The sequence below is a fragment of the Lacrimispora sp. YZC11 genome, from assembly GCF_057543815.1.
This window is the reverse complement of the sequence record NZ_BAAJYQ010000016.1, coordinates 641,710-667,577: the sequence shown is the minus strand read 5'-3', so window position 1 is coordinate 667,577 and position 25,868 is coordinate 641,710. Positions and strand designations below refer to the sequence as shown.

Sequence of the window (25,868 nt, the reverse complement as noted above, 5' to 3'; positions counted from 1 at the left end):
ACCACTTTGTCTATGATGATTATTTATCATAGACAAAGCCAGGTGCTTTTTTTAATGCTTTCCAACGGGAAGTATCCCCATTTTATTTTTCTTACACAAAGTAATCTCCATAATTATCTTTTAAATAAGCTTCCATCTCAGGTTCGCTTTTTCCTCCGATTTCCGATACAAAACTGGTGGTCAGGAAACGGTGCTTCCGCGTGGAAAAGCCGTTTGCCAGAAGGGTTTTCATATCACTGTTATCCACAAAGAAATTCATGCGGATGACAGGAAGGTTATGAGCGTGAAGAATATTAAAAATCCGGGATGAGAAGCAAAGGATATAGTCATAATCCAGTTCCTTCAATTTGTGGATTTCGTTAATATTCAAGGTGCCCATCCACTGCAGTTCCACGTATTCCTTTATTTGCTCCAGAAAAAAGCTGACCCGTTCAAAGTTGATGCTGGTCATCACAACAATTTTTTTATAATGTCGGTTTACGGTACGGTTACGGAGAATGTGCTTTTGCACCAAAAGGGTCAGCGTGGAAAGGTGCTCATCCATGAAAGAAAAATTATAGGATGCTTTAAAGTACACCTCGTATTTCCTTACGGTTTCATACAGGTCTGAAAACTGTTCTTTCGTATTTTCTACGGTCTTGTCCACAAAAGTACAATGAAAGTGATCCAGGGTGATTTCGCGGTAGAAATAGCTGTAAAGCTCATTGATGAATTCTTCCTGGACGGTAAAAGGGTTTTTTAAATGGCTCACCACCTGCTCTGTAAACTGCTCGGTGGTATGCCACAGTCGCTTGTCAAAAGGAAAATCAAGGCTTCGTGAAAAGTTCATCATGCTGAAAGCTACGTTGTACAGCCTGTTTTCCCTGATATCATCAACAAAGCGGATGTTTAAGGGCGCCAGCGGCAGCCGGTGACCAGTATTCATGGATTCATCAACTGGCCGGATATCCATGATACAGATAAACAGCAGAAGAAATTTTTTGGAAGGATAGTTTAAAGACAGGCTGTATTCTGTCAGAAAGTAGTTCAGCCGTTCCACTGCCTGAGGGGAAACCGGCTGGAGATAGGCATTGGCCAGATCATAGCATTGTTTTTCCAGGGGAGTGTTGGCATAACGGGCTGCGATCCGGTTTTCCGCCGTAAACTCTAACAGAGGATGAAGGATGTCGATCACGAGAAACCGGAGCTGCAATTCATCACCTTCAATGGTAAGCCCCTTTTTCTTTAAGGTCACAAGGAATAAACCGTGTCCGGCCAGGAATTGCCTTAAATGGGCGGTATCCTGCTTTTTTGTGGTCAGGGAAAGCCCCCAATATTCATACAGGGATGAAGCATTGACATAACCGTCGAAAAAAATGGTCACAATCATGATACGGATCCGCTCGACGTAAGAACTGGTATAGTCGGTCATGGTGATCTGCTGGATGAAATCCACAAATTCCTTGTAACTTAGGGGGCTTAGGCAGAAGCCCTTTTGTATTTCCACCAAGGGCTTGTGGGAGAAAAGGTTGATCCGTTCTATGGTCCGGCGTATGGATATTTCATCCTTTTGAAACTGCAGGGCAACCTTTGAAAGGGAAATGCGCTGCCTTTTTTGTATAAAACGCAGCAGGCTTAAATCGTTGTAGCTTAATCCCATGATACGTTCCTCCTGTACTGTTGTGTTGAGACTGGTTTCATTATAAAATTAAGGGCAACTAAACGCAACAATAAAATGTAAATTTTCTGCCTTGAAGCAACTAATAGAATCTGCCATAATGTACACAGTTTCAAAGGCGCCTTAAAACCACAATGTCATAACAAAGGAAGGGAAAAAATATGAGCAATAAAAAGTCAAGCTGGAAAGACAGCATCCAAACGTTTGGACGGTCTCTCCTTCTGCCAATCGCGCTTCTCGCCCCTATTGGTATGGTTATGGGTATTTGCAGTGCGTTAGGGCAGTCCTACATGATAGAGAAATTCCCGTTTTTGGGAAACCAGGTTCTGAAGCTTATTTTATCAAGCTTACAGACCATTACGAGCATTATTTTCAATAATATCCCATTGCTGTTTGCCATGGGCGTAGCTCAGGGCATGGCAAAGAATGAAAAAGGAATTGCAGTCTTTTCAGCGGTAGTCGGCTATTTGACGCTGAACGTGGTAATGAGCATTTATTTAAAACAGACGGGAACCCTGGCTGATCCGGAGGTTGCGGCTCAGGTGGGGCAGGGCATGGTTCTTGGCATTCAGACTTTAAAGATCGAGGCGCTGGGGGGTCTGATCGCAGGTTTCGTGGCTGCCAAGGTAGCAGACCGGTTTTACCGCCTGGAACTTCCTCTTGCATTTGCCTTCTTTGGAGGGAAGAAATCCATTCCGATCATTACATTTGCATTGATAATCCCTATCGGGCTGATCATTCCGGTGTTCTGGAATTTGCTGACCAACTTCCTTATCAGCATTTCCTTTATTTTTACAACGCCGTACATAGGAAACGCCATTTATTATGCGCTAAACCGTGCGCTGATTCCTTTTGGATTGCATCATGTTCTCTCCTCAATGGTCCGCTTTACGGAGGCCGGAGGAACCTATATGATTAACGGGACCGAATATGTGGGAATCTTAAATGCCACCAATGAAGTCCTCTTTAACTTAGGGCCCAGCAGCGAATACTGGGGCCAGCTCATGCCGACTCTTACCAGTTACCTGGGAGGCGCGCAGATGCTGACGACTTTATTCCGTGTACCGGCAGTTGGTCTGGCAATGTACCGTACCTCTTATTTAAAAAACAGAAAGATTGCAAAAGGCGTAATCCTTACCTGCTGTCTGACTGCATTTTTAGGCAATATCACAGAGCCGCTGGAATTCTCATTCCTGTTTATTTCACCGTCTTTGTTTATTCTGTACTGCATTATGAGCGGTATTGGTTCTATTCCCTACCAGATGCTTCATATCTCCATCGGCTATATCCGCGGTACGATTTTTGACTTTGGAATTTTTGGCCTTTTGTATGAAAATACTCATTGGTTTAACCTTATCCTTTTGGGGATTGGAAACTTTATCGTGTTCTACTTTGTATTCAAATGGTTTATTGAAAAATTCAATTTGGAAACACCGGGACGGGAAGGATTTGAAATTGAAGAATCCGCAAGCATTCTTCTGAAAGAAAAGAACTGGCCGGCAATTGCCGAAGTTGTTATTAGAGGACTGGGGGGCAAGGACAATATCCTGAGTGTGGAAAACTGTATTTCCCGCCTGCGGGTAGACTTAAAAGACCCGGCCAAGGTAGATCAGATTAAAATTAAGGATTCCGGCTGTGCAGGTATCTTCTTCCCGTCAGCGGATCACATTCACGTTGTATTTGGGCCTCATGTGGAATTTGTCCGTCATGCGGTAGACGATGCTATGAAGAAATAAGAGGTGTACGATGAGAGCTTTCTATGATTCAAAAAGTAAACTGGATGACAGAGGGATTAAAAGACTGTTAAGTGAAACAGCTAAGTATGAGACGTGGCTGAAGGTGGAGGCCGCCCTGGCTCTTTCCCAGGCAGAGGAGGGTTTCATACCAATGGAAGCTGCCAGGGATATTGGGGCGGTTCGCTTTGAAGATCTGGATCTTGATGAAATGGAACGGATCAAGGCAAAGGTGGGCCATGGGTTTGTCCCCTTTGTAAAGGTGCTGGTGAAGGCGTGCAGTGAAGAGGGAGGAAAATATGTCCACTACGGGGTAACTACCCAGAATATCCAGCAGACCTCCCAGCTTTATATAGCAAAGCAGGTAAATTCAGTTTTCAAAAGCTTTCTTGCGGATATCCTGGAAAACCTGGGTAAGCTGGCACATGACCATGCAGATACGGTTATGGCTGGGAGAACCCATGGTAAGCATGCCATACCCATCACCTATGGCTATAAGGTTTCCGTCTGGATCAGCGAGTTGATGAACACTCTGGAACGTTTGGAGGAAAGTGAGAAACGGGTGTTCGTAGCCATGATGGGAGGAGCCGTTGGAGGATTTAACTCCACAGGTCTTGCAGGCCGCAAAATCCAGAAACGGGTTGCCCATAAGCTAGGGATGGGATCTATGGAGGTGCCCAGCCGGAATATGAGCCAGATGAAACTGGAATATTTAATGAATCTGTCTCTTCTATGTAATACATTTCACAAAATGGCGGAAGAGGTTTATTATACCGGTGTTGAAGAATTTTCAGAGGTCAGCGAATCCTTTACCCCCGGAACCATCGGCAGTTCCACCATGCCTCAGAAGATCAATCCCAAGCTGGCCAAGGGGATTATCGCCAATTCCCAGAAGCTTTATTCCCTTCCCTCGGTCGGTCTTTATTCTGCTGTGCGGATGTTTGAAGGAGACAGCAGCTCTTATATGCTGTTTGAAGGCATTATGGAGGAGGGGCTTCAGCTGGCCACCGAGGTGCTTATCAGGGCCGAGGAACTGAGCCGTACCTTGCGGATCAATAAAGAGCAGATGCTTAAAAATGTAAACTTAAATCTGGGTCTTGATAACAGCGAGCTGGTGATGATGAATGTAGCTGAAAAAATCGGTAAGGACAAAGCCCACGAACTCATGTACGAGAAAGCCATGGAAGTGGAACTGGAGGGAAAGGATTATTATCATGTGCTGACAGAAGATGAAACACTTGCTTCCATGTTTGCGGCAGATGAATTAAAATCCATGATCGACCCTGGAAACTATACGGGGCTTTGCAGCGTGCTTGCAAAGGAAATGGCGCAGAAGGCGATGGAAGGTGCAAAAAGGCTGAAAGAAAAACTGGAGTCAGAAAAGAAAAACGGCAATACAGAAACTGTGGCTGGCGAATAAAGGAGCAGTATTTATTCAAACAAGGGGATGCGGCAGTGTTTTGCGGCATTCCCTTTCATGATTAAGAATACAAGGAGAGTAACATGAGAAAACAACATGTGATTACAATTTCCGGAGCAGGGAGCGCCCGCGTTCCGGCACTTGTGGGTACGCTGGTCAATTATAAGGAACGTTTTCCTCTTTCAAAAATTATCTTCTATGATATAGATAAAGAACGCATGGGATTGATGGAGGCTTATGACCGCCTGGTATTAAGATCCTATTATCCGGAATGCGAGGTGGTTTTTACCACGGATGAGGATGAAGCGTACAGGGCTGTTGATTTTATTTTCTGCCAGATGCGGGTGGGAAAGACAACGATGCGTTCTCTGGATGAAAAGATTCCCCTGCGCTACGGGCTGGTGGGACAGGAGACCTGCGGCCCCGGCGGATTTGCTTATGGGATGCGTTCTCTGGGAGCTATGAAGCAGATGGTGGAAAAGGTCCGTTCCTATTCTAAGGACACCTGGATTTTAAACTATACCAATCCTGCCGCTATTGTGGCATTAGGGCTTGATAAGCTGTTCCCTGACGATAAGCGTATTTTAAACTTATGCGACCAGCCTTTTTCCCTGATGAAGAGCTATGCCAAAATTCTTGGGGTGCCCCAGGAAAGCCTTCGTGCACGCTACTTTGGCCTGAATCATTTCGGATGGTTTACGGAGCTTAAGGACACGGAGGGAAATGATTACTTTGATCCTTTGCGGTCATATTTAAAAAACCATGACTTCAAGCCCTTTAATGCGGAGCAGCGTTCAAAATCATGGCTGGATACCTATGTAAGGGTGAATAAATACATGAAATTAATAGATGAATACATCCCTACCACCTATATGCAGTATTACATGTTTCCTGATGAAATCGTGGCGGAAAGCGACCCGGATTATACCCGTGCGGATGAATCCCGGGATTCCAGGGAAAGGGAAGTATTTGAATTGTGTGCCAGGGCTGTAGGGAAGGACCATATGGAGGGACTGGAAATGCTTACCAACAGCGTGTTTGGAAACCTGATGGTGGAAGTTGCGGAATCCATTGCTTATGATTTGAATAATGAATTCATTGTGATGGTGAAAAACCGGGGCATCATTGATAATTTTGAACCGGAGGCAATTGTAGAGGTGGCGGGAACCATTGGAAGGGATGGGGCAAGAGGCTATCCCTTTGGGACCATAAAACCTTATTACAAAGGATTGATGGAAGGGCAGTATGCCTATGAGCTGCTGACCGTGGAATCGTTTTTAGAAAAAGACTATACAAAGGCATTAATGGCGCTGACGCTGAACCGCACGGTAGTTGACCCTTCCAAGGCAAAAGCGGTGTTAGATGACTTAATGGCTGCAAATAAAGATTATTGGACGTTAGGGTAGGTGGATTATGGTAGTTTATTCAAAACATATAATTCTTGAAAACCAGGAATTTGACGGATTTTTAGAGATGGAACATGGGATAATAAAGGCGCTGCATAAGGAGTTTAAGGGGAAATATGAGGATTTTTCTGATTTTATCATCCTGCCTGGATTCATTGATATCCATATTCATGGCTGGGCCACGGGCTCTTTCTGGTTTGAGAAAAGTGAGGCCGCATTAAAAGAGATGTGCCGCACCCTTCCCTATGGGGGAGTAACTTCCTATTTGGCTACCTCGGGAGCAGATACCATTCCGGAGATCAAGCGCTGCATCAAAGCTGCCGACGATGCCTATGAAGCGGATTACCCGGGAGCCGAGATGCTGGGAGTTCATCTGGAGGGGCCTTTTATCAACCCCCTTTACCGGGGGATGCAGCGGGAGGAGTGCTGCATTCTTCCAAGCCTTAAGGCGATGGAGGATATTTATAACAGCTTCCGGAACAAAGAGCTTTGCCGGTATATGACCATTGCAGTGGAACAGGAGGGGGCAAGGGAGGTGCTGGAATTCTGCAAAGAGCAGGGAATTCAGACCTCTGTCGGCCACAGCGGGGCCACCTTTTCCCAGATCAAAGAGATCAAGGATGCCGGCGTCGGGGGTTTTACCCATACCTTCAGCGGGATGCGTGGATTTCATCACCGGGAGCCGGGAGTGGCGGGAGCTGCCCTGTATTTTGACGACATGATGTGTGAGTTTGCCAAGCAGACAGGTATGACCGTGTCTCATGAGGCCTTTGACATCGCTTACCGGATCAAAGGCAGCGAACGCATCATCATGACCACGGATTGCAGCGGCCTTGCACAGACCCAGACGGAATTTGACCATTATGTGAGGAAAATGAAATTTGTTAAAGACGGGGACCGGGTACGGATCGCCCACTATGACGGCAGGGAAGAATGGATGGATCCTAAGGATTATCAGGCGGTGAGAGATATAGAGCTAAGCTACATAGGTTCCATTCGGAACATGGCCAGACATACTTCTGTGGATTGGTTTGATATCATGAGGATGACCAGCTTAAATCCTGCCCGGTATATCCATTCAGACGACAGGAAAGGCAGCATAGCGCCCGGCAAGGATGCAGACCTTACGGTGGTAGATTCGGATCTGAATCTGGTCAGCGTATTTTGCCGTGGAAAGGAGATACGGGAAAGCGATGAAATGTGCTGTAAGTGACTTTGACAGGACCCTGTATATAGGCGGCAGCATCAGCCCCAGGAACTTAAATGCAATTGATACGTGGCAGGCGGCTGGAAACCGGTTTGCCATTGCCACAGGACGCAATGAATCTTCTGTCCGTGTGTTTTTGGAGAAGTATTCTTTAAGGCCTGACGCTCTCATACTTAACAACGGCGCTCTCATATTAGATGGAAAAGGAAAGGAATTGTTTTGCAGGACCATAGATGATCAAACAGCCAGGGAGGTGCTTCAGTACCTCCATGGTCTTGGCGGCGAAGGAAGCGGCGTATCCATGCGAAGCGGAAAGGTGAATGTGCTTTCAGACTCAGGCGCCACTACCCAAAAGCCCTGTGACGGGCAGCTTTCCATAGATCAGATCCATTGCCTTAAGGAGATCGTCCAGATTCACAGGCGCAGGCAGGATGTGCAGTGGATCCGAACGCTTTGTGCCCGGCTGAACGCCCGGTTCCCTTTAATTTGTGCCTATGCAAATGTGTGGAATGGGGATATTGTGGCAAAGGGCGTGAATAAGTCGGCTGCTGTGGCCTGGATCTCCAGGTATTGGGGTGGATTTGATGAAATCAGGGTCATTGGCGACAGCTCCAATGATTTAGAGATGATAAAGGACTATGGAGGTGCAACGCTGCGGAGCGGGGATGGGGAGATCCAGGCGGCTGCCGCAATGATTGTAGAAGATGTGGCAGAATATTTATCAATGCAATAAAGACTTCAAGATGACCTTTAAAAGGCTGCGGTGTGGCTGCATGTATTTTTCCGAAGGTCTTCATATAGAATAGTAAAGGGGAAACGGCACCCTGCTGGTTTGGAACAGTTTATTACTGTATCAGGCCTGCAGGCTGCTGTTTCCTTATTTTTACTTTGTAATTGGCTATGAATGAATCATGTATGGCAAAAAAGTAACTAAGACATTACTTTAAACATAAGTAAAACATGGTTAAATTTGATTACGAATAGTTCTTATCAATTCAATACCATTTTAGATGGTAAAAGATGGTAGAATATGTATAATAGTGAGAATCACATCCTGAATAGGACATAAAACAACATAAATCACAACCGAATACAATATAAAACAAAATAAATAAATAAAATCAAATAAAAATATTGCAAAACCGGATACAATATGCTACAATTTCTACAGGAAGGACAGGTTGGGTGTGTCCGGAATAGAAAACTATATTTTATATTTCTTAAAGGAGGTTTACTTTATGAAAAAGAGGTTAGCAATGGTGCTTGCAGCGGCAATGGTATTGTCAATGACTGCATGCGGCAGCAGCGGCACAGCCGCAACAACAGCTGCTCCGGCATCCACAGAAGCAAAGACGGAAGCCGCTAAGACCGATCAGACGACTGCAGCGGAGAAGGTAGAGAACGCCCAGTCCACAGGCTCTTTGGCAGGAAAGAAGATTGCCGTAGTGCGGAACCTGGCAGCAGGAGATCATACCCAGCAGTTTTTAGACGGCTGCGTATCCGAGGGGAAAAAGTTTGGCTGGACCGTAGACACCTTTGTAACGGACGGCGATGATGCAAAGGCTCAGGAGACTATAGCTCAGGTCATCGCTAAGGATTATCAGGGAATTATCGTATCTCACGGACAGCTGTCTTATTCCTATGATATGTTAAAACCTGCCAGAGACAAAGGCATGGAGGTTGTTACCTTTGATACCATGCCATTTAAGGGCGGCGATGCAAGCGGCGAGCTTCTTGCCGGGGTAACTTCTACCGCTCAGAACGATCAGGCGCTGGCCGAGCTTTCTCTTGGCTACATGATGAAAGAGTTTGAAGCAAAAGGCGGAAAATACCCGATGAAAGTTTTAAAGACCTTCATGGGCCCTGGAATCCCGCCGCTGGACAGACGTAATGAAATCTATACCAAGCTGGAAGCAGAAGGCAAGATCCAGACTCTGGAAGTGATTGCACCATCTGATTCAGCCAATGCCCGCGGTGATATGACCAACAAAACAGCCGCTATTCTTCCAAAATATCCGGAAGGTTCCGTAGATGCCATCTGGGGCTGCTACGATGAGCTGGCAAAGGGTGTATTACAGGCATTAAACGATGCAGGTCGTACCGATATCCCGATGTACACCATTGACGTATCCAATGATGACATTCAGTTAATGGTAAAGAATCCTGATGTATGGAAATCTACCGCAGCCGTTGATCCTAAACTGATCGGTATTGTAGATGCCCGTCTTCTGGCTCTGAAACTTATGGGAGAAGAGACACCGGATTACTTTAACTTAAATGCATGCAACATTGAAACAACCCAGCTCAATGATCAGACAACCATGAGCGATTTGGGAAGCATCATTGATGGATGGGGCGATGCCGAAGACCCTAAGGGCGCTCTGTATACAGATACAATCAAGAACAACTATGTAAATTAAAGAAACGCTCTGTATTCATTACATAATTAAGGAAGAGATGCCATGACCGAAGTAAAACTTGAAATGAAAGATATATCCATCGAATTTCCTGGAGTAAAGGCTTTGGATGGAGTTGATTTTGGTCTGAAAAGTGGTACGATTCATGCGCTCGTGGGTGCCAATGGCGCAGGTAAGTCCACATTGATGAAAGTGCTTGCCGGTGTCAATACGCATTACACAGGACAAATTTACGTTGGAGGGGAACCGGTGGAAATCCGGTGCCCCAAAGACGCTAAAAATCTTGGGATAGAAATCGTATTTCAGGAAGTTGACACCGCGTTGATCCCCTATCTGTCCGTGGCTGAGAATGTAATGTTCAACACGCTGGTCAATAAAATGGGGCGAAAGCAAATCGTGCACTGGAAAGAGATCAGGCAGGCAGCAGAAACGGTATTAAAGAAATTAAATGTAGATGTGGATATTAGCAAACAGGTATCAGGACTTACGCTGGCACAAAAGCAGATGGTTCTCATAGCCAGATGCGTGGCGGAAAAGTGCCGGTTCCTTATTTTGGATGAGCCTACGGCCCCTCTTTCCAATTCCGAGACACTGGAATTGTTCCGGGTGGTACGTGAGCTGGCAAAAGAGAATGTGGGAGTCGTGTTTATTTCCCACCGTTTAAGTGAACTTTATGAGATTTGTGAAAATATTACCATTATGAGAGACGGCAAGCTGGTTACCGAACTGCCGCTTTCGAAAGAACTGGAAGTAAATACTCTTGTCGAATATATGTTAGGCCGTAGCTATGAGGATAATTACATCAAGAAAAAGTGCGAGATCGGCGGGCCGTTGCTTGAAATAGAAAACCTTTCCGAAAGGGAAGGGAAAGTAAAAGATATCAACATGACCGTTTGCAAAGGGGAAATTATCGGCGTGGCAGGATTGGTGGGCGCTGGCAAGACAGAGCTTTGCAAGACCTTGTTTTCCGCTTACCAGCAGGTAGGCGGCACCATGAAGCTAAACGGGAAAGTGATCAAGGCAAAAGGGCCTACCCAGGCTGTGAAGAATGGGTTTGCACTGGTTCCGGAGGAACGGAGAAAAGAAGGTGTCCTGATTTCGGACCCGGTTGTATCCAATATCTCTGTCGCAGCCATGGAAAAATATACGAACCGGCTTTCAGTGGTAAACAAGAAACGGGAAAAAGAGGACGCCAAAAATATGATACGCGGCCTTGGAATCAAGACGCCATCAGAGAACCAGGTCGTAGCCCTGTTGTCCGGCGGAAACCAGCAGAAGGTGGTCGTTGGAAAATGGCTGAATAAGGATTCAGAGGTTTATATTTTCGACGAGCCAACCAAAGGGATCGACGTGGGAGCCAAGCAGGACATGTATGAGTTAATTGAAGGCTTGGCAGCCAGGGGAAAAGGTATAATTTATGCCACCTGCGAATTCCAGGAAATATTAAGTATCTGCGACCGCATCTACGTGATGTATGACGGAGAGATCATTAAAGAATTAAACGCAGCGGATACGAACGAAAAAGAACTGCTTTACTATTCGACAGGAGGTAAATGATATGTCTGGGGCAGAGAAGGTAAAAAAGAAAAGGAACGTTGGGGATTTTGTGACAAAATGGGGTACCATCGCAACGATGCTCATCATGTTCATCCTGTTCACATTTGGAAACTGGAGTAAGGATACGGGATCGAGCATGTTTCTGACCCAGTCCAATATGATCACGATCCTTCGTGCGGTATCCATTACCACCATCATTGCAATCGGTCTTACGTTTGCCCTGGCGGTAAACGGCATGGATCTTTCCATTGGAGCTACGGCCCAGTTTGCAAATGTTTTTGTTATGACGTGCTTTGTATGGCACAATATCAATATAGGTGTTTCCATCATTCTTACGGTGCTCATTTGTTTAAGCGTTGCGGTGATCAACAGCATTTTGATCGTTAAATTCAAGATACCGGATATGGTTGCGGCACTTTCCGTAATGTTTATGTATCAGGGAGTTTCCATGACCTATTCCAAGGGCGGCGCCATCACGGAACGTATGACCCGCGCAGACGGGACCCAGGCTCCCGGCCTTGTACCCGAAGCCTTCCGGGCGTTGGGAAAGGAACCGTGGCTGATCATCATCATGATCTGCGTGGTGCTGTTCGCATACTTTTTCTTAAATTATACCAAACACGGCAGATACATGTATGCAGTAGGCGGAAATCCTGAGGCAGCCCAGCTTTCCGGAATTCCGGTAGCAAAGTATAAGATCCTTGCATACTTTCTGTCAGCCACTTTTGCGGCAATCGGCGGAATCTGTCTGGCAGCACGTGTGGGAACGGCGCAGATTTCAGCTGGTGATGCGTACTTAATGCCATCGGTATGTGCGGCTTATATCGGGTTTTCTGTATTGGGCGCAGGAAAAGCCAATGCATTCGGCACCTTTGCAGGAGCGGTGCTTGTGGGTATGCTGGAAAACGGCCTTATTATGATGTCAGTGCCTTATTATGCCATGAACATCATCAAGGGTGCAGTCCTTGCCATTGCACTTGCAATGACCTATGCAAGCGGCAAGACAAAAAATGTAAACTAAAAACATAAACGTTATATTGATCAGGGGAAGGTGACAGGAATGTCTAAATACGACAGTTATTTTTTGATGAAAGCGGAAGAGGTACCGGATTATGTTCAGGAGAAGCTCTCCTATTTTGATAAGGATGCCAGTCTGGAATGCAAGGAAATCGGAGACGGAAACTTAAACTATGTGTTCCGTGTAAAGGATCTCGCAAGTGGGAAATCCATTATCGTAAAGCAGGCAGGAGAAGCGCTTCGTATTTCAGCAGAAATGCATGTTTCCACCGACCGGGGAAGAATAGAAGCAAAGATCCTGGGAATTCAGGATTCCTATGCACCGGGACTGGTTCCAAAGGTTTATCTGTATGACGGAACCATGTGTGCCATGGCAATGGAGGATATGACTGGCCATACCATGATGCGTACCGGTTTGTTAAAGCATGAGATCTATCCGAAATTTGCAGACCATGTGACCACCTTTATGGTAAATTCCCTTCTGCGAACAACGGATGTTGTCATGGGACACAAGGATAAGAAGGAGCTGGTTAAAAGCTTTATCAATCCGGACTTATGTGAGATTTCAGAGGATCTGGTATACAGCGAGCCCTTTATTGATTACAACCACAGGAACAATGTATTTCCTCCCAATGCAGATTTTGTAAAAAAGGAACTGTACGAGGATCAGGCCCTGCATCTGGAGGCTGCCAAACTGAAATTTGAGTTTATGAACAATGCCCAGTCTTTAATTCACGGGGATTTACATACGGGCTCCGTGTTTATCAACAAGGAGCATACTTATATCTTTGATCCGGAATTCGCCTTCTTTGGACCTATGGGCTATGATATCGGCAATGTCATTGCAAACATGTTTTTTGCATGGTGCAACGGTGACGCTGCCATAGAGGATGAAAAGGAAAAAGAAGAGTTTTGCAGCTGGTGCTTAAACACCATCTCTGATATCGTGGATCTGTTCGTTGAAAAATACAATAAGGTATATGACGAGCATGTGACGGAAACCATGGCAAAAGTTCCGGGATTCAAAGAATGGTATCTGGAAGGCATCCTTTCCGACACTGCCGGAGTGGCAGGACTGGAATCCATCCGCCGGACCGTGGGAATGGCTAATGTGATCGATATTACCACGATTTCCGATGAGGAAAAACGGGCAAGAGCCGAAAAGATCGTCATTACTCTGGCAAAGAATTATATCATGAACCGCCGCAGTTTCCGTTGCGGAGCGGATTACTTAAATGCGATAAAAGAGGCAACAGGCAAGTTTTGAGACCGGCAACAGGATTGAAAGCCGGAAACAAGAAAGGGATAAAAATGAGCGAAGAAACAAAAAAATCCATCATGGACTATGATACCGTGGCTCTTGACGAGGAGAACAATGCCCTGGTGATCATAGACCAGACACAGCTTCCATATCATACGGAAATTCTTTCCCTGACAAAACAGGAGGATATCTGGAATGCAATCTATCTTCTTCAGGTAAGAGGGGCGCCTGCCATCGGAGTGGCGGCAGCCATCGGAATCTATCTGGCCGCAAGAGAGATCAAAGCAGATGGTTATGATGATTTTTATGCAGAATTTCAAAAGGCAAAGGATTATCTTGATTCCGCACGTCCCACTGCCGTCAATTTATCATGGGCGCTGAAACGGATGGAACAGGTAGTTTTGAAAAACAAAGAGAAAACCGTTACTGAAATCGTAGAGCTTCTCCATAAAGAGGCGGTAGAGATCCGGGAAGAGGATATCTGGGTTTGCAAGATGATTGGAGAATATGGCCTTTCTCTCGTAAAACCGGGTGATGGTCTTCTTACCCACTGCAATGCCGGGCAGCTGGCAACGGTAAAATACGGAACCGCTACGGCTCCCATGTACCTTGGACACGAAAGAGGCTATGGTTTCCGCATCTTTTCCGATGAGACCAGACCCCTTCTTCAGGGCGCCAGACTGACTTCATTCGAATTAAAGGAATCAGGACTTGATGTCACTGTGATATGCGACAACATGTCGGCTACAGTCATGAGAAATGGCTGGGTAAATGCCGTATTTGTAGGCTGTGACCGGGTGGCGGCCAATGGGGATACCGCAAACAAGATCGGTACCTCTATGGTTGCTCTGGCAGCCAAACGCTATGGAGTGCCCATGTATATCTGCGCCCCAACATCCACCATTGATATGAATACCCCTACCGGTAAGGAGATCCACATTGAGGAGCGCCCGGCAGAGGAAGTAGTGGAAATGTGGTATAAAAAGCGGATGGCGCCGGAAGGCGTAAAGGTATTTAATCCCGCATTTGATGTGACGGATAATGATCTGATCGCAGGAATCGTGACAGAGTATGGAATTGCCAAAGCGCCTTATACAGAATCATTAAAAGAAATATTCAGGAAAAAGGAAGAGGCCCTGAAAGCGAAAGAAATGTAAGTTTTTGGCATAAGAAAAAGAGGATGTCTCAAAGGAACTGGGACATCCTCTTGCCAAAATCAGGCTATGCTTCCATTGTTTCGTAAAGTTCTACATTATTTTTGGAAAGGTATTCTCTCCACTGGTCGTCCATCCGTTTGTCAGTGACCAGCCCTGTTATGGTTTCAAAGCCGGATATCCGGATAAAAGAGGTCTTATCGAATTTGGAGTGATCCGCTACGAGGTAAACGTGATTGCTTCTGGTCATCAGCATCTGTCGTATGGCGGCAATTGCTTCATTGGAATCGGTAATCCCGTGTTCCATGGAAACGCTCCGGCAGGACATAAAGGTTTTATCCAGGTAAAAGGATTCTAAATTCTTAAGGGCCGTATTGCCTACAAAAGCTTTGTCCCGGGGAGTATAAGATCCTCCGATGGAAATGAGGCGGATATCCTCTTTGTCATACAGTTCATTGATGATCAGCAGGGAATTTGTTACCACGGTGAGGCGCATTCCCTGTAAGGTCTTTGCCAGCTGCAGGGCCGTGGTAGAAGCATCCAGGAAAATAGAATCCCCGTTGTGAATGATTGACAGGCACTTTTTCGCGATGGCCTGCTTGCTTTCCATATATGCGGTTTCCCGGATCGTTAAATCTACGTTATTCTCAACCCCGTCTTGTATGAATGCACCGCCGTATGTTCTGGTCAGGAACCCATCATCCTCCAATTGCTTTAAATCCCGCCGGATGGTTTCCTCGGTCACGGAGAAGATTTTGGAAAGTTCGGTCACCGTAACACTTTTCTTTTCTAAAATAATATCTTTGATCTTGGCTTTCCTCGTTACTGCTAACATAGGCATGTTCCTTTCTTTGTGGCAATAAATGTTTAATTAAAATAAAATGCAATATAAAACCATAAGAATCAGGTGGTATATAAGTATATTGTATAATTATTTTGCTTAAATGTAAAGAAGAAACGGATGAAATAAAAATAAAACAGTATAATCAGAAATAAAACAACACAAAACATTGACAAACAAACACAAAAGTGGTAAAAATACAGTATAAAAGATGAGAGTTCGGACAGAAAGAACATGTAGTTGTTTGGACTTTGGAGGTAAAGATATGATGACAGTTCAAGGCGTAAAGTACATGTCTGATTTTGAAGCCAAAAAGGCAATTTTGGACATCGGCAAGCGTATGTACGGCAAAGGCTTTGTAGCCTCGAATGATGGAAACATCAGCTGTAAGGTAGGGCCGAACACCATCTGGACGACGCCGACCGGGGTATCAAAGGGATTTATGACACAGGATATGCTGGTGAAAATGGATTTAAACGGAAAAGTACTGATGGGAAGATATAAGCCCTCCTCAGAAGTAAAAATGCATTTAAGGGTTTATAAGGAAAATCCGGACGTGCAGGCAGTCACACACGCCCACCCGCTGGTTGCAACCAGTTTTGCCATTGCCGGGATCAGCCTGGATGCCGCGATCCTTACGGAGGCGGTGCTGGGGCTTGGATCTATCCCGGTTGCAAAGTACGCGACGCCGGGTACGGATGAAGTACCTGATTCCATCGCTCCCTTTGTGAATACCCACAATGGCGTACTCCTTGCAAACCATGGGGCACTGACATGGGGAAAAGACATTTACCAGGCATTTTTCAGGCTGGAATCCATTGAGTATTATGCGACCATATTGATGTACACAGGCAATATCATCGGACGCCAGAATCTGCTTTCCTGCGACCAGGTAAATAAGCTGCTGGATATCCGGCATAAGCTTGGCATCACGGCCGGCGGGATTCCCCCGTGTTCTGTAGAGGAAACGAATATGAAGGATGTGGTCTCTGCAGCAGATGTCCATCCGGCAGAGCAGATAGGACATGGGCCTGCATTAAAAGGGGTAACTTCCATTGTAAGACCGGGAGAGAGCCTGCCAGACTTCGGCTGCGGCTGTACCGGCGTGACACAGAAGGCTCTGACCTCAGAGAAACAAAAGCCTGTGCAGGCGGAAGCATTAGGTAAGGCAAAGGAGGAAATCATAGCCGAAGTAGTGAGAAGAGTGACAGAGCAGCTAAACTAGGAGGCATATCATGGAAATTGGGGCAAAAGAGATAGAACTAATTGTAAGGGAAGTACTTGCAGGCATAGAAAACAGGGGCGTAAAGCCTTCTTATATTCCACTGCAAAGTGAAAACGGGGTATTTGAACGGGTAGAGGATGCCATTAAGGCGGCCTACGCGGCCCAGCGTGAATGGGTAGAGCATTACAGGGTGGAGGACAGACGGAGAATCATTGAGGCCATTCGGGTGACAGCAAAAAGCCATGCGGAAACCCTGGCAAAAATGGTTTGGGAAGAAACCGGAATGGGGCGTTTTGAGGATAAGATCCAGAAGCATATGGCTGTTATTGAAAAGACTCCGGGTGTGGAGTGTCTGACCACGGATGCCATTTCAGGTGACGAAGGGCTGATGATCGAAGAGTATGCTCCCTTTGGAGTGATCGGAGCCATCACGCCGTCCACCAATCCAACGGAAACGATTATCAACAATACCATCAGCATGATAGCCGGAGGAAATTCCGTTGTGTTTAATGTCCATCCGGGTGCGAAAAGATGCTGTGCCCACTGTCTGAAGCTTCTTCATCTGACCATTGTGGAAAACGGAGGCCCGGCAAATTTAATCACCATGCAGAAAGAACCTACCATGGAGGCAGTGAGCAAAATGACGGCTGATCCCAAAATCCGCCTCATGGTTGGTACAGGAGGCATGCCAATGGTAAATTCCCTGCTTCGTTCCGGAAAGAAGACCATCGGGGCAGGTGCGGGAAACCCGCCGGTCATTGTAGACGATACCGCGGACATAAGCCTTGCGGCAAAAGAGATTTACCGTGGAGCTTCCTTTGATAACAACATTCTTTGTCTGGCGGAAAAAGAAGTCTTTGTCATGGAAAGGGCCGCGGATGAGCTGGTGAATAAGCTGGTAAAGGAAGGCGCTTACCTGCTTAATTCCAAGGAATTAAATGAAATCCTTAAGTTTGCCATGATTGAAAAAGACGGCAGCTATGAAGTGAATAAAAAGTGGGTTGGAAAGGATGCGGCCCAGTTTTTGGAAGCGATTGGGGTTTCCGGCCATAAGGATGTCCGCCTTCTGATCTGCGAGACAGACAGAAGCCATCCCTTTGTTATGGTAGAGCAGCTGATGCCCATACTTCCCATCGTGCGGTTAAGGACCTTTGAGGAATGTGTGGAGTGTGCGGTGGCAGCAGAGTCTGGCAACCGGCATACGGCATCCATGTTTTCCAGAAATGTTGAGAACATGACCAAATTCGGAAAAGTAATTGAAACGACCATTTTTACGAAAAACGGTTCGACTTTAAAAGGGGTAGGGATCGGCGGAGAAGGCCATACGACCATGACAATCGCGGGTCCCACCGGAGAGGGACTTACCTGTGCGAGAAGCTTTACCAGAAGGCGCAGATGCATGCTGGCAGAAGGAGGCCTGCGGATCATCTAGAGAGGGGAAGGTACATATGGCAATCGGCTTTTTGGAGTGTGCAGGATATGGGGCAGTTCTTTATGCCATGGATAAGGCCTGTAAGGCGGCAAATGTGAGGATAATCGGTATTGACACCATCAATCCCAAAGATACGGCCGCGTTCATTCCCCTTACGGTCCAGGTGAAATTTGAAGGCGGAATTGATGATGTGAAAGAGGCCTGTGAGGCGGCAGAACGGGCGGCTCTTAAATTTAACAGTCCTAATGAGGTTTTAACAAAGATTATTGAAAACCCATATGAGGGAACCAAGGCGTTGTCTCATATAACAAAGGTATCTATCGAGGAAGAAAACATTATAAATTTCAGGAGGTAGCAAGATATGGCATCCACATCAATTGGGTTAGTTGAAACAAGAGGTTTGACTGCATCCATCGAAGCAGCAGATGCAATGTTAAAGGCGGCGGACGTTGAGCTTGTAGGAACTGAGAAAATCGGTTCCGGTCTGGTAACCGTCATTGTAACCGGAGAGGTAGGCGCGGTAAAGGCAGCCACCGAGGCAGGAGAGGCGGCGGCTTCCAGAGTTGGAGAGCTGGTAGCAGTCCATGTGATCCCAAGGCCGCATCAGGATATTGACAAAATTTTGCCAAGGATCAAATAGGCATCAGCAAAGGTGGGCGTCATGAAGACAAACCGAAACGCCATAGGGGTTTTAGAAATCAATTATTATGCCAATACCGTTGTGGTGGTGGACCAGGCCTTAAAGGCGGCTGAAGTGGAAATTGTAAGCTGCCATAAGAAGCTGGGAGGAAGGATGTGCCACACGGTATTAGCGGGCGAGACCTCGGCGGTTCGTGCCGCCGTGGAGGCGGCAAGAGAGGCCGGACGGATCGTGGGAGACGACAACGTAAAGGTGTCCGTATCCATCGAAAACCCTCATCCGGAGGTAATAAAGCTTTTAAATATGATAGACAGGCATGAAAACGAAAAGGATTCTGTAAAACCAGAGGAAGAAGAGCACAAAATCAAGGAGGAAAAGTAAATGGCAGAGACAGCAGTAAAAAAAGGAATGTTAGCATTAGGAATGATTGAGACCAGGGGCCTTACCGCATCGATCGAGGCAGCAGATGCCATGTTAAAGGCAGCAGACGTTGAAATGGTGGGAACCGAGAAAATCGGATCCGGTTTGGTGTCGGTTATGGTTCAGGGAGACGTGGGAGCTGTCAAGGCGGCAGTGGAAGCAGGAGAGGAAGCAGCCTCCAGAGTGGGAGAGGTAGTAGCAGTTCATGTGATTCCAAGACCCCATAATTCCATAGGCGGAATCATTCCGTTCCTTAAATAAAAAGAACAGGAAAGTGCTTAAGGGCGGAGGCTTATAATGGAAAACAGGGAAGAACTGATTCAGAAGGTAACCGCACTGGTCCTGGATAACTGGAAGAGGCTGAGCACACAGCCTTACCAGGTTCCCGTAGGAATCTCGGCAAGGCATGTGCATCTGTCAAAGGAACATGTGGAAGTGCTTTTTGGAGCCGGCTACCGGCTGACTCCCATTAAGGCTTTAAGCCAGCCGGGACAGTTTGCCTGTGAGGAACAGGTCACTGTCTCCGGTCCGGCAGGAACGCTTCCCAAGGTACGGATTCTTGGACCGGAGAGAAAACAAAGCCAGGTGGAAATGGCCTCCGGTGACTGCAGGATCCTGGGAATACAGCCTTCCGTAAGATCGTCAGGAGATTTAAAGGGAACTCCCGGGGTAATGCTTAAAGGACCAAAGGGAGAGGTCCTGCTGACAGAGGGCGTCATCATCGCGGACCGTCATATCCATATGACGCCGGAAGACGCCCAGTGGTTTGGGGTATCAGATCAGGACCGGGTAAGCGTTGCGGTCGATGGGCCAAAGGGCGGAGTGCTCGGTCATGTACTTATCCGTGTCACCCGTGACAGCAGGCTGGATTTCCATGTGGACACAGACGATGCCAATGCATTCCAGCTGAAGCAGGGACAGTGGGTAACCATTAGAAAGGAAGAGACTAGGTGATATTAGGAACAATAATGGGAACTGTGGTTTCCACAAGAAAATGCAGGAGCCTGGTTGGGTTCAAGCTTCTTTTGGTAGAGCCTTATTATGGAGATAAGAACAATATTTTTGTGGCTGCCGATACCATTGGTGCAGGGATCGGGGAACTGGTATTGGTTACCACTGACAATACGACTCAGTATGCGCTGGACCGTTCGGCACCGGTTGATGCCTACATCGTTGGCATCGTAGATGCGCCGCCGCAGCCGGGAAGGTAAGGCTGAAAGTAATAGGAGAGGTAGTGCTTATGGAACAGGAAACGCTTAAGGTTTTGGCAGTGGCAGATCCGGCGGTGGAAGGTTATCTGGATAAAGAACTGGGGATTTTAGACGGATATGGAGGAAACGTGGATTTTCATATCGTGCCCTGGGCGGATTACTATCCGATGATGATGAAAGCATTTGCCGGGGAAGCGGATTATGACATTGTCATGGTTGCCGGCCATTTATGGCTTCGTGACTTTGTAGAAAATGGATACCTTTCGGAATTTGAGCTTGAGGAAGAAGACATCCTTCCGGTTATTGCAGAAGAAACGAAGTATAAGGGGAAGGCATATTTATCTCCCTCTTTCTGTGACGGACATATGATCCTCTACCGTAAAAGCCTGCTTGATCAGGTGTTGGGTAAGGAACTTGGAAGCGTCATCACTCCCAAGGAATACATAGAAACGGCAAAAGCCTACAAGGCAGCCTGCGGCGAACAGGCCGTAGCCATGAAGGCTGATAAGTCCGAGATATTTACCGATGCCCTTCCTTTTCTCCGTATGTTCGGAGGAGATGCTTATGATTCCGATGGGGCTGCGGCCTGCGGAAAGGAAGACGCGGTAAAGGGTCTTCAGTCCTACGTGGAACTGAGAGCCTGTGCAGTAGATGGTACAGAAAGCTTCGGCAACGGGGAAATTGCAGAAGCTATCCGGCAAAAAAGAGCAGCTATGGCGGTTACCTGGAGCGGCCAGATGGGAGAAGTCTTTAAGGAAGGCTGTCTGGAACCGGCAGATCTGGGATTTTGCACGTTTTCCACGGCCTGGAACGTGACTTGGTCCTTTGGGATCTGTTCGGGCTGCAGGAAAAAGCAAGCTGCAGAAGAATTTCTTAAGTACCTTCGGTCACCTGAGGTAGATCAGAAGGTGGGAAGAAAAAGTGGCGCTCCTGTAAGAAGAGGAAGCTATCTGGAAGGGGCCGGTGACTGCCCCTGGTTTCCAGTACAGCAGAAGATGATGGAACTTGCAAGACCCCTTCCCGATTTATCAAAGGCAGGGGAGAAAAACGGAGTCCTTTATGAGAAAATCTTTGAGGCATTTTCCGGAAAAAAGACAGCAGAAGAAGCCATGAAGGAAGCCGGGCAAATGATAAATAGCATGACCGAACTGTAACGATATAATCAGGGAGAAAACATGAAGATTATTATAATTGGAGGAGTAGCGGCAGGAATGAGCGCCGCCTCCAAGATCCGCAGGGTCGACCCGGACACGAAAGTAACGGTCTATGAAAAGGGAGGTTTTCTTTCTTATGGAGCATGCGGACTTCCCTACTATGTGGGAGACTATAACGATGATTACCGCAAAATGATCGCCCGTACACGGGAGACCTTTTCCAAGATGGGCATAGAAACCTTTCTCCGCCATGAGGTACAATCCGTTGACGTAGAAAGGAAAGAGGTCCTTGTAAAGGATCTTTTAAATGGTCAGGAATTTACGGATTCTTACGATAAATTAATGATAGCTGTGGGGGCATCGGCTGTGGTTCCTCCCTTTCCAGGCAAGGAGCTTATGGGGGTCCATGTACTGAAATCCATGGAAGACGGGATCTTTTTAAAGGAATACGCAAAAATGCCGGAAATCCGGAATATCGTCATCGTTGGAGGCGGATATATCGGGGTGGAATGTGCGGAAGCGTTTTTGAACCTTGGAAAGAATGTCCGCATGCTTGAGGCGGCTCCCAGGATTCTTATGCCCTTTGATGAGGAAATCGCCGCCCTGGCCCATGAAGAGCTGGTAAAGTCAGGGGTCCTGCTTAACACCGGAGAAAAGGTGGAAGGGTTTTATGGAGACGGTCTTTATGTGAAGGGTGTAAAAACAGATAAGGGAACCTACGAGGCGGATTTAGTGATCGTTGCCGTTGGTGTCCGTCCCTGTACGGAATTTTTGAAAAACACGGGAATCTCCATGGGGAAAAACGGTGCTCTGATCGTGGACCGGGAAATGAGAACCTCTGTTCCGGATGTGTATGCGGCGGGAGACTGTATTCTGGTCTATAATGAGGTTTTAGAGGAAGACAGCTTTTTGGCTCTCGGAACAGTTGCGAATAAATGCGGCAGGATCGCAGGCGCCAATATGGCAGGGGGCCATGAATCGTTTATAGGAGCTCTTGGTTCTGCTGCGATCAAGGTGTGCGGGCTGGAGCTTGGTCGTACGGGTATGGGAGAAGGAGATGCCATACGTCTTTCTAAGGATTATAAGACTTTGGTAATCCAGGCCAATGACCATCCGGCATACTATCCGGATCCAACGCCCATCACCATTAAGCTGATCTATGAAAAAGGAACAAAAAGGCTGCTCGGCGCACAGACCTGCGGACAAAAAGGGGCTGTTTTGCGGGCAGATGTATTTGCTGTGGCAATTCATTGCAGGATGACAACAGCAGAGCTTGGAATGACGGATCTCATTTATGCACCCCCCTTTTCCGGTGTATGGGATGCCATCCAGATTGCATGCAATGCAGCGAAATAAAGTAGTGCAGGATAGAAAGTGAGGTCAGACCATGAGCAAAATAATGACTTTGCAGGAAGCAGCAGCCCGGATCCATGACGGGGATATCCTTGGTCTTGGCGGCAATGTGCTTCATCGGGCGCCCATGGCAATGGTGCGGGAACTGGTGCGTCAGAAAAAAAGGGACTTAAAGCTGGTAAAGACTGCAGGAGCCATGGATGTGGACATGCTTTGCTTCGGAGGCTGTGTTTCCAGCGTAGATGCCGGCTTTATCAGTTATGAAAGTGAATATTCCCTGGCAGGACATTACCGTAAGGCTGTTGAAAGCGGAGCTGTGAAAGGAAATGAACATGCCTGTTATACGGTGATCTCCGCGCTCCGTGCCGCCAGCTACGGAGTGGGATTCATGCCTGTAAAGGGGCTTGTGATCAGCGACTTAATAGATGCCAATGATTATTTTATACGGGTCGAGGATCCGTTTACAAAGGAGCCGGTAACAGTGGTAAAGGCCATTCGGCCGGATGTTGCGGTCATCCATGTTCAGGAGGCGGATGAAGAGGGTAACGCCAGGATCACAGGACCGTTATTTGAGGATGTTCTGTTCTCCAGGGCGGCGAAAAGGGTCATCCTGACGGCAGAGAATATCGTCCATGGATCTGCGTTTACTGGCAGCTCAAAAAAGGCGGATATTCCCCATTTTCTGGTGGAAGCGGTTGTCAGGGCCCCAAAAGGAGCTGCACCCTGTTCCTGTCCTGGATCTTATGATATTGACGGAAAGAATATAAAGGAATTCAAAGGGCTTAAAGATTTGGGCGGCCTAAATGCCTATTTAATGGCGTTTGAAAAGTCCGATTATAAAGGATAAGGGGGCATGGCATGATGGAAGAAAAATACAGAGTCAGCGATATTATGGTCTGCGCCATGGCCCGCCTCATACCTGACGGCAGCAAGGTGTTTCACGGAGTGTCCTCCCATATGCCCATGATTGCGCTGCTGCTGGCAAAAGCGCTTCATGCGCCGGGGGCTGTGCATTTGAATATTCCGGGCGGAACAGATCCGGATCCGGTGAGGCTTAAAAAATATACCAGTGCAGGCCCAGAGCTTTTGGAACGTGCCACAGCATATTTTCCTTTAATGGAAGTATTTGACTTAGCCATGAGAGGGGAGCTAGATGTGGCATTCTTAAGCGGAATCCAGTTTGATTTCCACGGCAATGTCAATGCGTCGGTTATTGGAGATTATAAAAAACCAAAAGTGAGGATGCCGGGAGGAGCAGGCAGTGCCGTTCTCATTCCAACGGCAAAAAGGGCGATTCTTTGGAGGACAAAGCATGACAAGCGCACCTTTGTGAACCAGGTGGATTTTGTAACTACCAGGGGAAATGTGGAACGGATCATCACTCCACTGTGCATCTTTAAAATGGTAAATGGGGAAATGGTTCTGGAAACCATCCACCCAACTTCCAGTTTAGAAGAGGTACAGGAAAACACCGGATTTCCCATAAAATACTCCCATATCGCCTATACGCCTCTTCCCACAAAGGAAGAGCTGAATGCGCTGAAACGGATCGATCCGGGAGATTTCAGAAATATAGAATTCTAAGGAGGCCATTTATGGCACTTGAGAGGATCAATGCAGTAGGAACCAGCTTTTTTGGCCGCGGTTCCATAGGACTGCTGCCGGATGAACTTAAGAAACGGGGATTTAAACGGGGACTCATCGTTACGGACCCCTTCTTATATAAAAATGGTACCGGTGACAAAGTGGGAGCCTGTCTATTAAAAGCCGGGATGGAATATGCCATTTATTACCTGGTCGAACCAAATCCCACCACCATGGTTGTGGGTGACTGCCTGGAGGCTGCTAAGGCTTTGGAAGTGGATCTTTTGGTGGCTGTGGGCGGAGGCTCTGCCATAGATACGGCAAAGGCAGTCAGCATTGTGATGGCAAACGGCGGTAAGGTAGAGGATTATGAAGGGGTAGACCGCTCTCTTAATCCTGGAATGCCCATTGTTGCGGTGAATACTACCGCAGGAACCGGTTCTGAGGTTACCTCGTTCTATATTGTGACTGATCCGGTGAGACATTCCAAAATGTGTATGGTGGACCCGAACTGCATGGTCACCATTGCCGTCAATGATGTGGATTTAATGATGAGCATGCCAAAGGCCCTCACGGCTTCCACAGGTATGGATGCCATGACCCATGCCATTGAAGCGGCCGTGGCGAAGCGGGCGACCCCCTACACGGATAAGGATGCCCTTTGGGCAATGGGGGTGATTGGTACCTATCTTCCGGAAGCGGTGGCAGACGGAAGCAATGAAAAAGCCAGGGAAATGATGGCTTATGCGGAATACAGCGCGGGCATGGCATTTTCCAATGCAGGTCTTGGCATGGTGCATGCCATGGCTCATTCTCTTGGAGGGCTCATGAACCTGCCTCACGGCATCTGCAATGCGGTTTTGCTGCCTTTTGTCATGGAATTTAACGGAAGCAGGCCGGAAGCCGCACAACGGTATAAGAAGGTGGCGGAGGGACTTAAGCTTCCAGGGGCGTCCGCCATGACAGGGGAACAGGCTGTGAAGGAAACGGTGGCCTGCATCAGGCGGCTGTCTAAGGAAGTTGGGATTACACAGAGTCTTAAGGAGCTTAAGGTAAATCATGAGGATTTTAATGCGCTGGCGGAAATTGCGCTTAAGGATTCCTGTATGGAGGACAATCCCTTTAAACCGACTCTTAAGCAGGTCATAGAAGTGTATCGGAAAGCATATGGTTGAACTG

General features: G+C 47.1%; 25 protein-coding genes. 23 read left to right on the top strand and 2 right to left on the bottom strand.

The window, feature by feature from the left end:
- Positions 1 to 91: 91 nt before the first annotated feature.
- Positions 92 to 1,639, bottom strand: coding sequence for a helix-turn-helix domain-containing protein (locus AC27IJ_RS18385; protein ID WP_313257440.1), 1,548 nt, complete (start codon positions 1,637 to 1,639; stop codon positions 92 to 94).
- A 179-nt stretch (positions 1,640 to 1,818) separates the two neighbouring features.
- On the opposite strand from AC27IJ_RS18385, the gene AC27IJ_RS18380 reads away from it, so the two are divergent.
- From AC27IJ_RS18380 to mtnA, 10 genes are all read left to right on the top strand, one after another.
- A complete protein-coding gene (locus AC27IJ_RS18380) occupies positions 1,819 to 3,393 on the top strand; it encodes a PTS transporter subunit EIIC (RefSeq protein ID WP_312444350.1) in 1,575 nt (524 codons plus the stop codon).
- Positions 3,394 to 3,403: 10 nt separating this feature from the next.
- Complete coding sequence (locus tag AC27IJ_RS18375) at positions 3,404 to 4,810, top strand: class-II fumarase/aspartase family protein (RefSeq protein WP_487150095.1); 1,407 nt, start codon at positions 3,404 to 3,406, stop codon at positions 4,808 to 4,810.
- Between the two features lie 83 nt (positions 4,811 to 4,893).
- Positions 4,894 to 6,216 (top strand): family 4 glycosyl hydrolase, encoded by a 1,323-nt coding sequence (locus AC27IJ_RS18370; RefSeq protein ID WP_487150093.1) that lies wholly within the window; start codon positions 4,894 to 4,896, stop codon positions 6,214 to 6,216.
- Between the two features lie 7 nt (positions 6,217 to 6,223).
- A complete protein-coding gene (nagA, locus tag AC27IJ_RS18365; RefSeq protein ID WP_312504075.1) occupies positions 6,224 to 7,429 on the top strand; it encodes an N-acetylglucosamine-6-phosphate deacetylase in 1,206 nt (401 codons plus the stop codon).
- Positions 7,410 to 8,156: an HAD family hydrolase gene (locus AC27IJ_RS18360; RefSeq protein ID WP_487150090.1), complete on the top strand. Its 747-nt coding sequence runs from the start codon at positions 7,410 to 7,412 to the stop codon at positions 8,154 to 8,156. Before nagA ends, AC27IJ_RS18360 begins: the two co-directional genes overlap by 20 nt.
- A gap of 505 nt (positions 8,157 to 8,661) precedes the next feature.
- Complete coding sequence (locus AC27IJ_RS18355) at positions 8,662 to 9,843, top strand: sugar ABC transporter substrate-binding protein (protein WP_312444339.1); 1,182 nt, start codon at positions 8,662 to 8,664, stop codon at positions 9,841 to 9,843.
- A gap of 42 nt (positions 9,844 to 9,885) precedes the next feature.
- Positions 9,886 to 11,397: a sugar ABC transporter ATP-binding protein gene (locus AC27IJ_RS18350; RefSeq protein ID WP_312444337.1), complete on the top strand. Its 1,512-nt coding sequence runs from the start codon at positions 9,886 to 9,888 to the stop codon at positions 11,395 to 11,397.
- A gap of 1 nt (position 11,398) precedes the next feature.
- Entirely contained in the window at positions 11,399 to 12,418 is a 1,020-nt protein-coding gene (locus AC27IJ_RS18345) for an ABC transporter permease (protein ID WP_312444335.1), read from the top strand.
- A 39-nt stretch (positions 12,419 to 12,457) separates the two neighbouring features.
- Positions 12,458 to 13,681 (top strand): S-methyl-5-thioribose kinase, encoded by a 1,224-nt coding sequence (gene mtnK / locus AC27IJ_RS18340; protein WP_312444334.1) that lies wholly within the window; start codon positions 12,458 to 12,460, stop codon positions 13,679 to 13,681.
- Between the two features lie 44 nt (positions 13,682 to 13,725).
- Entirely contained in the window at positions 13,726 to 14,832 is a 1,107-nt protein-coding gene (mtnA, locus tag AC27IJ_RS18335; RefSeq protein WP_312444333.1) for an S-methyl-5-thioribose-1-phosphate isomerase, read from the top strand.
- Positions 14,833 to 14,896: 64 nt separating this feature from the next.
- Here the strand turns inward: mtnA and AC27IJ_RS18330 are convergent, their stop codons facing one another.
- A complete protein-coding gene (locus AC27IJ_RS18330; protein WP_312444331.1) occupies positions 14,897 to 15,664 on the bottom strand; it encodes a DeoR/GlpR family DNA-binding transcription regulator in 768 nt (255 codons plus the stop codon).
- Between the two features lie 271 nt (positions 15,665 to 15,935).
- Between AC27IJ_RS18330 and AC27IJ_RS18325 the strand changes: the two genes are divergently transcribed.
- The 13 genes from AC27IJ_RS18325 to AC27IJ_RS18265 are packed head-to-tail and all read left to right on the top strand — an operon-like array spanning position 15,936 to position 25,864.
- The gene (locus tag AC27IJ_RS18325) at positions 15,936 to 16,895 is read left to right on the top strand and encodes a class II aldolase/adducin family protein (protein ID WP_487150086.1); all 960 of its coding nucleotides are present in this window, start codon (positions 15,936 to 15,938) and stop codon (positions 16,893 to 16,895) included.
- Between the two features lie 10 nt (positions 16,896 to 16,905).
- On the top strand, positions 16,906 to 18,327 hold the full coding sequence (locus AC27IJ_RS18320; protein WP_487150084.1) for an aldehyde dehydrogenase family protein: 1,422 nt from the start codon (positions 16,906 to 16,908) through the stop codon (positions 18,325 to 18,327).
- Positions 18,328 to 18,343: 16 nt separating this feature from the next.
- On the top strand, positions 18,344 to 18,682 hold the full coding sequence (locus tag AC27IJ_RS18315; protein ID WP_312444325.1) for a BMC domain-containing protein: 339 nt from the start codon (positions 18,344 to 18,346) through the stop codon (positions 18,680 to 18,682).
- A gap of 6 nt (positions 18,683 to 18,688) precedes the next feature.
- Positions 18,689 to 18,967 carry a BMC domain-containing protein gene (locus AC27IJ_RS18310; protein ID WP_025232810.1) on the top strand — a complete coding sequence of 93 codons (279 nt, stop codon included), beginning with the start codon at positions 18,689 to 18,691 and terminating at the stop codon, positions 18,965 to 18,967.
- Positions 18,968 to 18,988: 21 nt separating this feature from the next.
- A complete protein-coding gene (locus AC27IJ_RS18305) occupies positions 18,989 to 19,348 on the top strand; it encodes a BMC domain-containing protein (protein WP_312444323.1) in 360 nt (119 codons plus the stop codon).
- On the top strand, positions 19,349 to 19,648 hold the full coding sequence (locus tag AC27IJ_RS18300; RefSeq protein WP_312444321.1) for a BMC domain-containing protein: 300 nt from the start codon (positions 19,349 to 19,351) through the stop codon (positions 19,646 to 19,648).
- A gap of 36 nt (positions 19,649 to 19,684) precedes the next feature.
- Positions 19,685 to 20,341 (top strand): phosphate propanoyltransferase, encoded by a 657-nt coding sequence (locus AC27IJ_RS18295; protein ID WP_312444319.1) that lies wholly within the window; start codon positions 19,685 to 19,687, stop codon positions 20,339 to 20,341.
- Entirely contained in the window at positions 20,338 to 20,598 is a 261-nt protein-coding gene (locus AC27IJ_RS18290) for a EutN/CcmL family microcompartment protein (protein WP_312444317.1), read from the top strand. Before AC27IJ_RS18295 ends, AC27IJ_RS18290 begins: the two co-directional genes overlap by 4 nt.
- Positions 20,599 to 20,627: 29 nt before the next feature.
- Positions 20,628 to 21,752, top strand: a complete 1,125-nt coding sequence (locus AC27IJ_RS18285) for an extracellular solute-binding protein (RefSeq protein ID WP_487150080.1) — start codon at positions 20,628 to 20,630, stop codon at positions 21,750 to 21,752.
- A 21-nt stretch (positions 21,753 to 21,773) separates the two neighbouring features.
- Positions 21,774 to 23,108 carry a CoA-disulfide reductase gene (locus AC27IJ_RS18280; protein WP_312444313.1) on the top strand — a complete coding sequence of 445 codons (1,335 nt, stop codon included), beginning with the start codon at positions 21,774 to 21,776 and terminating at the stop codon, positions 23,106 to 23,108.
- A gap of 31 nt (positions 23,109 to 23,139) precedes the next feature.
- Positions 23,140 to 23,952, top strand: coding sequence for a CoA transferase subunit A (locus AC27IJ_RS18275; protein WP_312444311.1), 813 nt, complete (start codon positions 23,140 to 23,142; stop codon positions 23,950 to 23,952).
- Between the two features lie 11 nt (positions 23,953 to 23,963).
- Positions 23,964 to 24,689 (top strand): CoA-transferase subunit beta, encoded by a 726-nt coding sequence (locus tag AC27IJ_RS18270; RefSeq protein ID WP_312444309.1) that lies wholly within the window; start codon positions 23,964 to 23,966, stop codon positions 24,687 to 24,689.
- An 11-nt stretch (positions 24,690 to 24,700) separates the two neighbouring features.
- The gene (locus AC27IJ_RS18265; RefSeq protein WP_312444307.1) at positions 24,701 to 25,864 is read left to right on the top strand and encodes an iron-containing alcohol dehydrogenase; all 1,164 of its coding nucleotides are present in this window, start codon (positions 24,701 to 24,703) and stop codon (positions 25,862 to 25,864) included.
- The last annotated feature ends 4 nt before the right edge of the window (positions 25,865 to 25,868 follow it).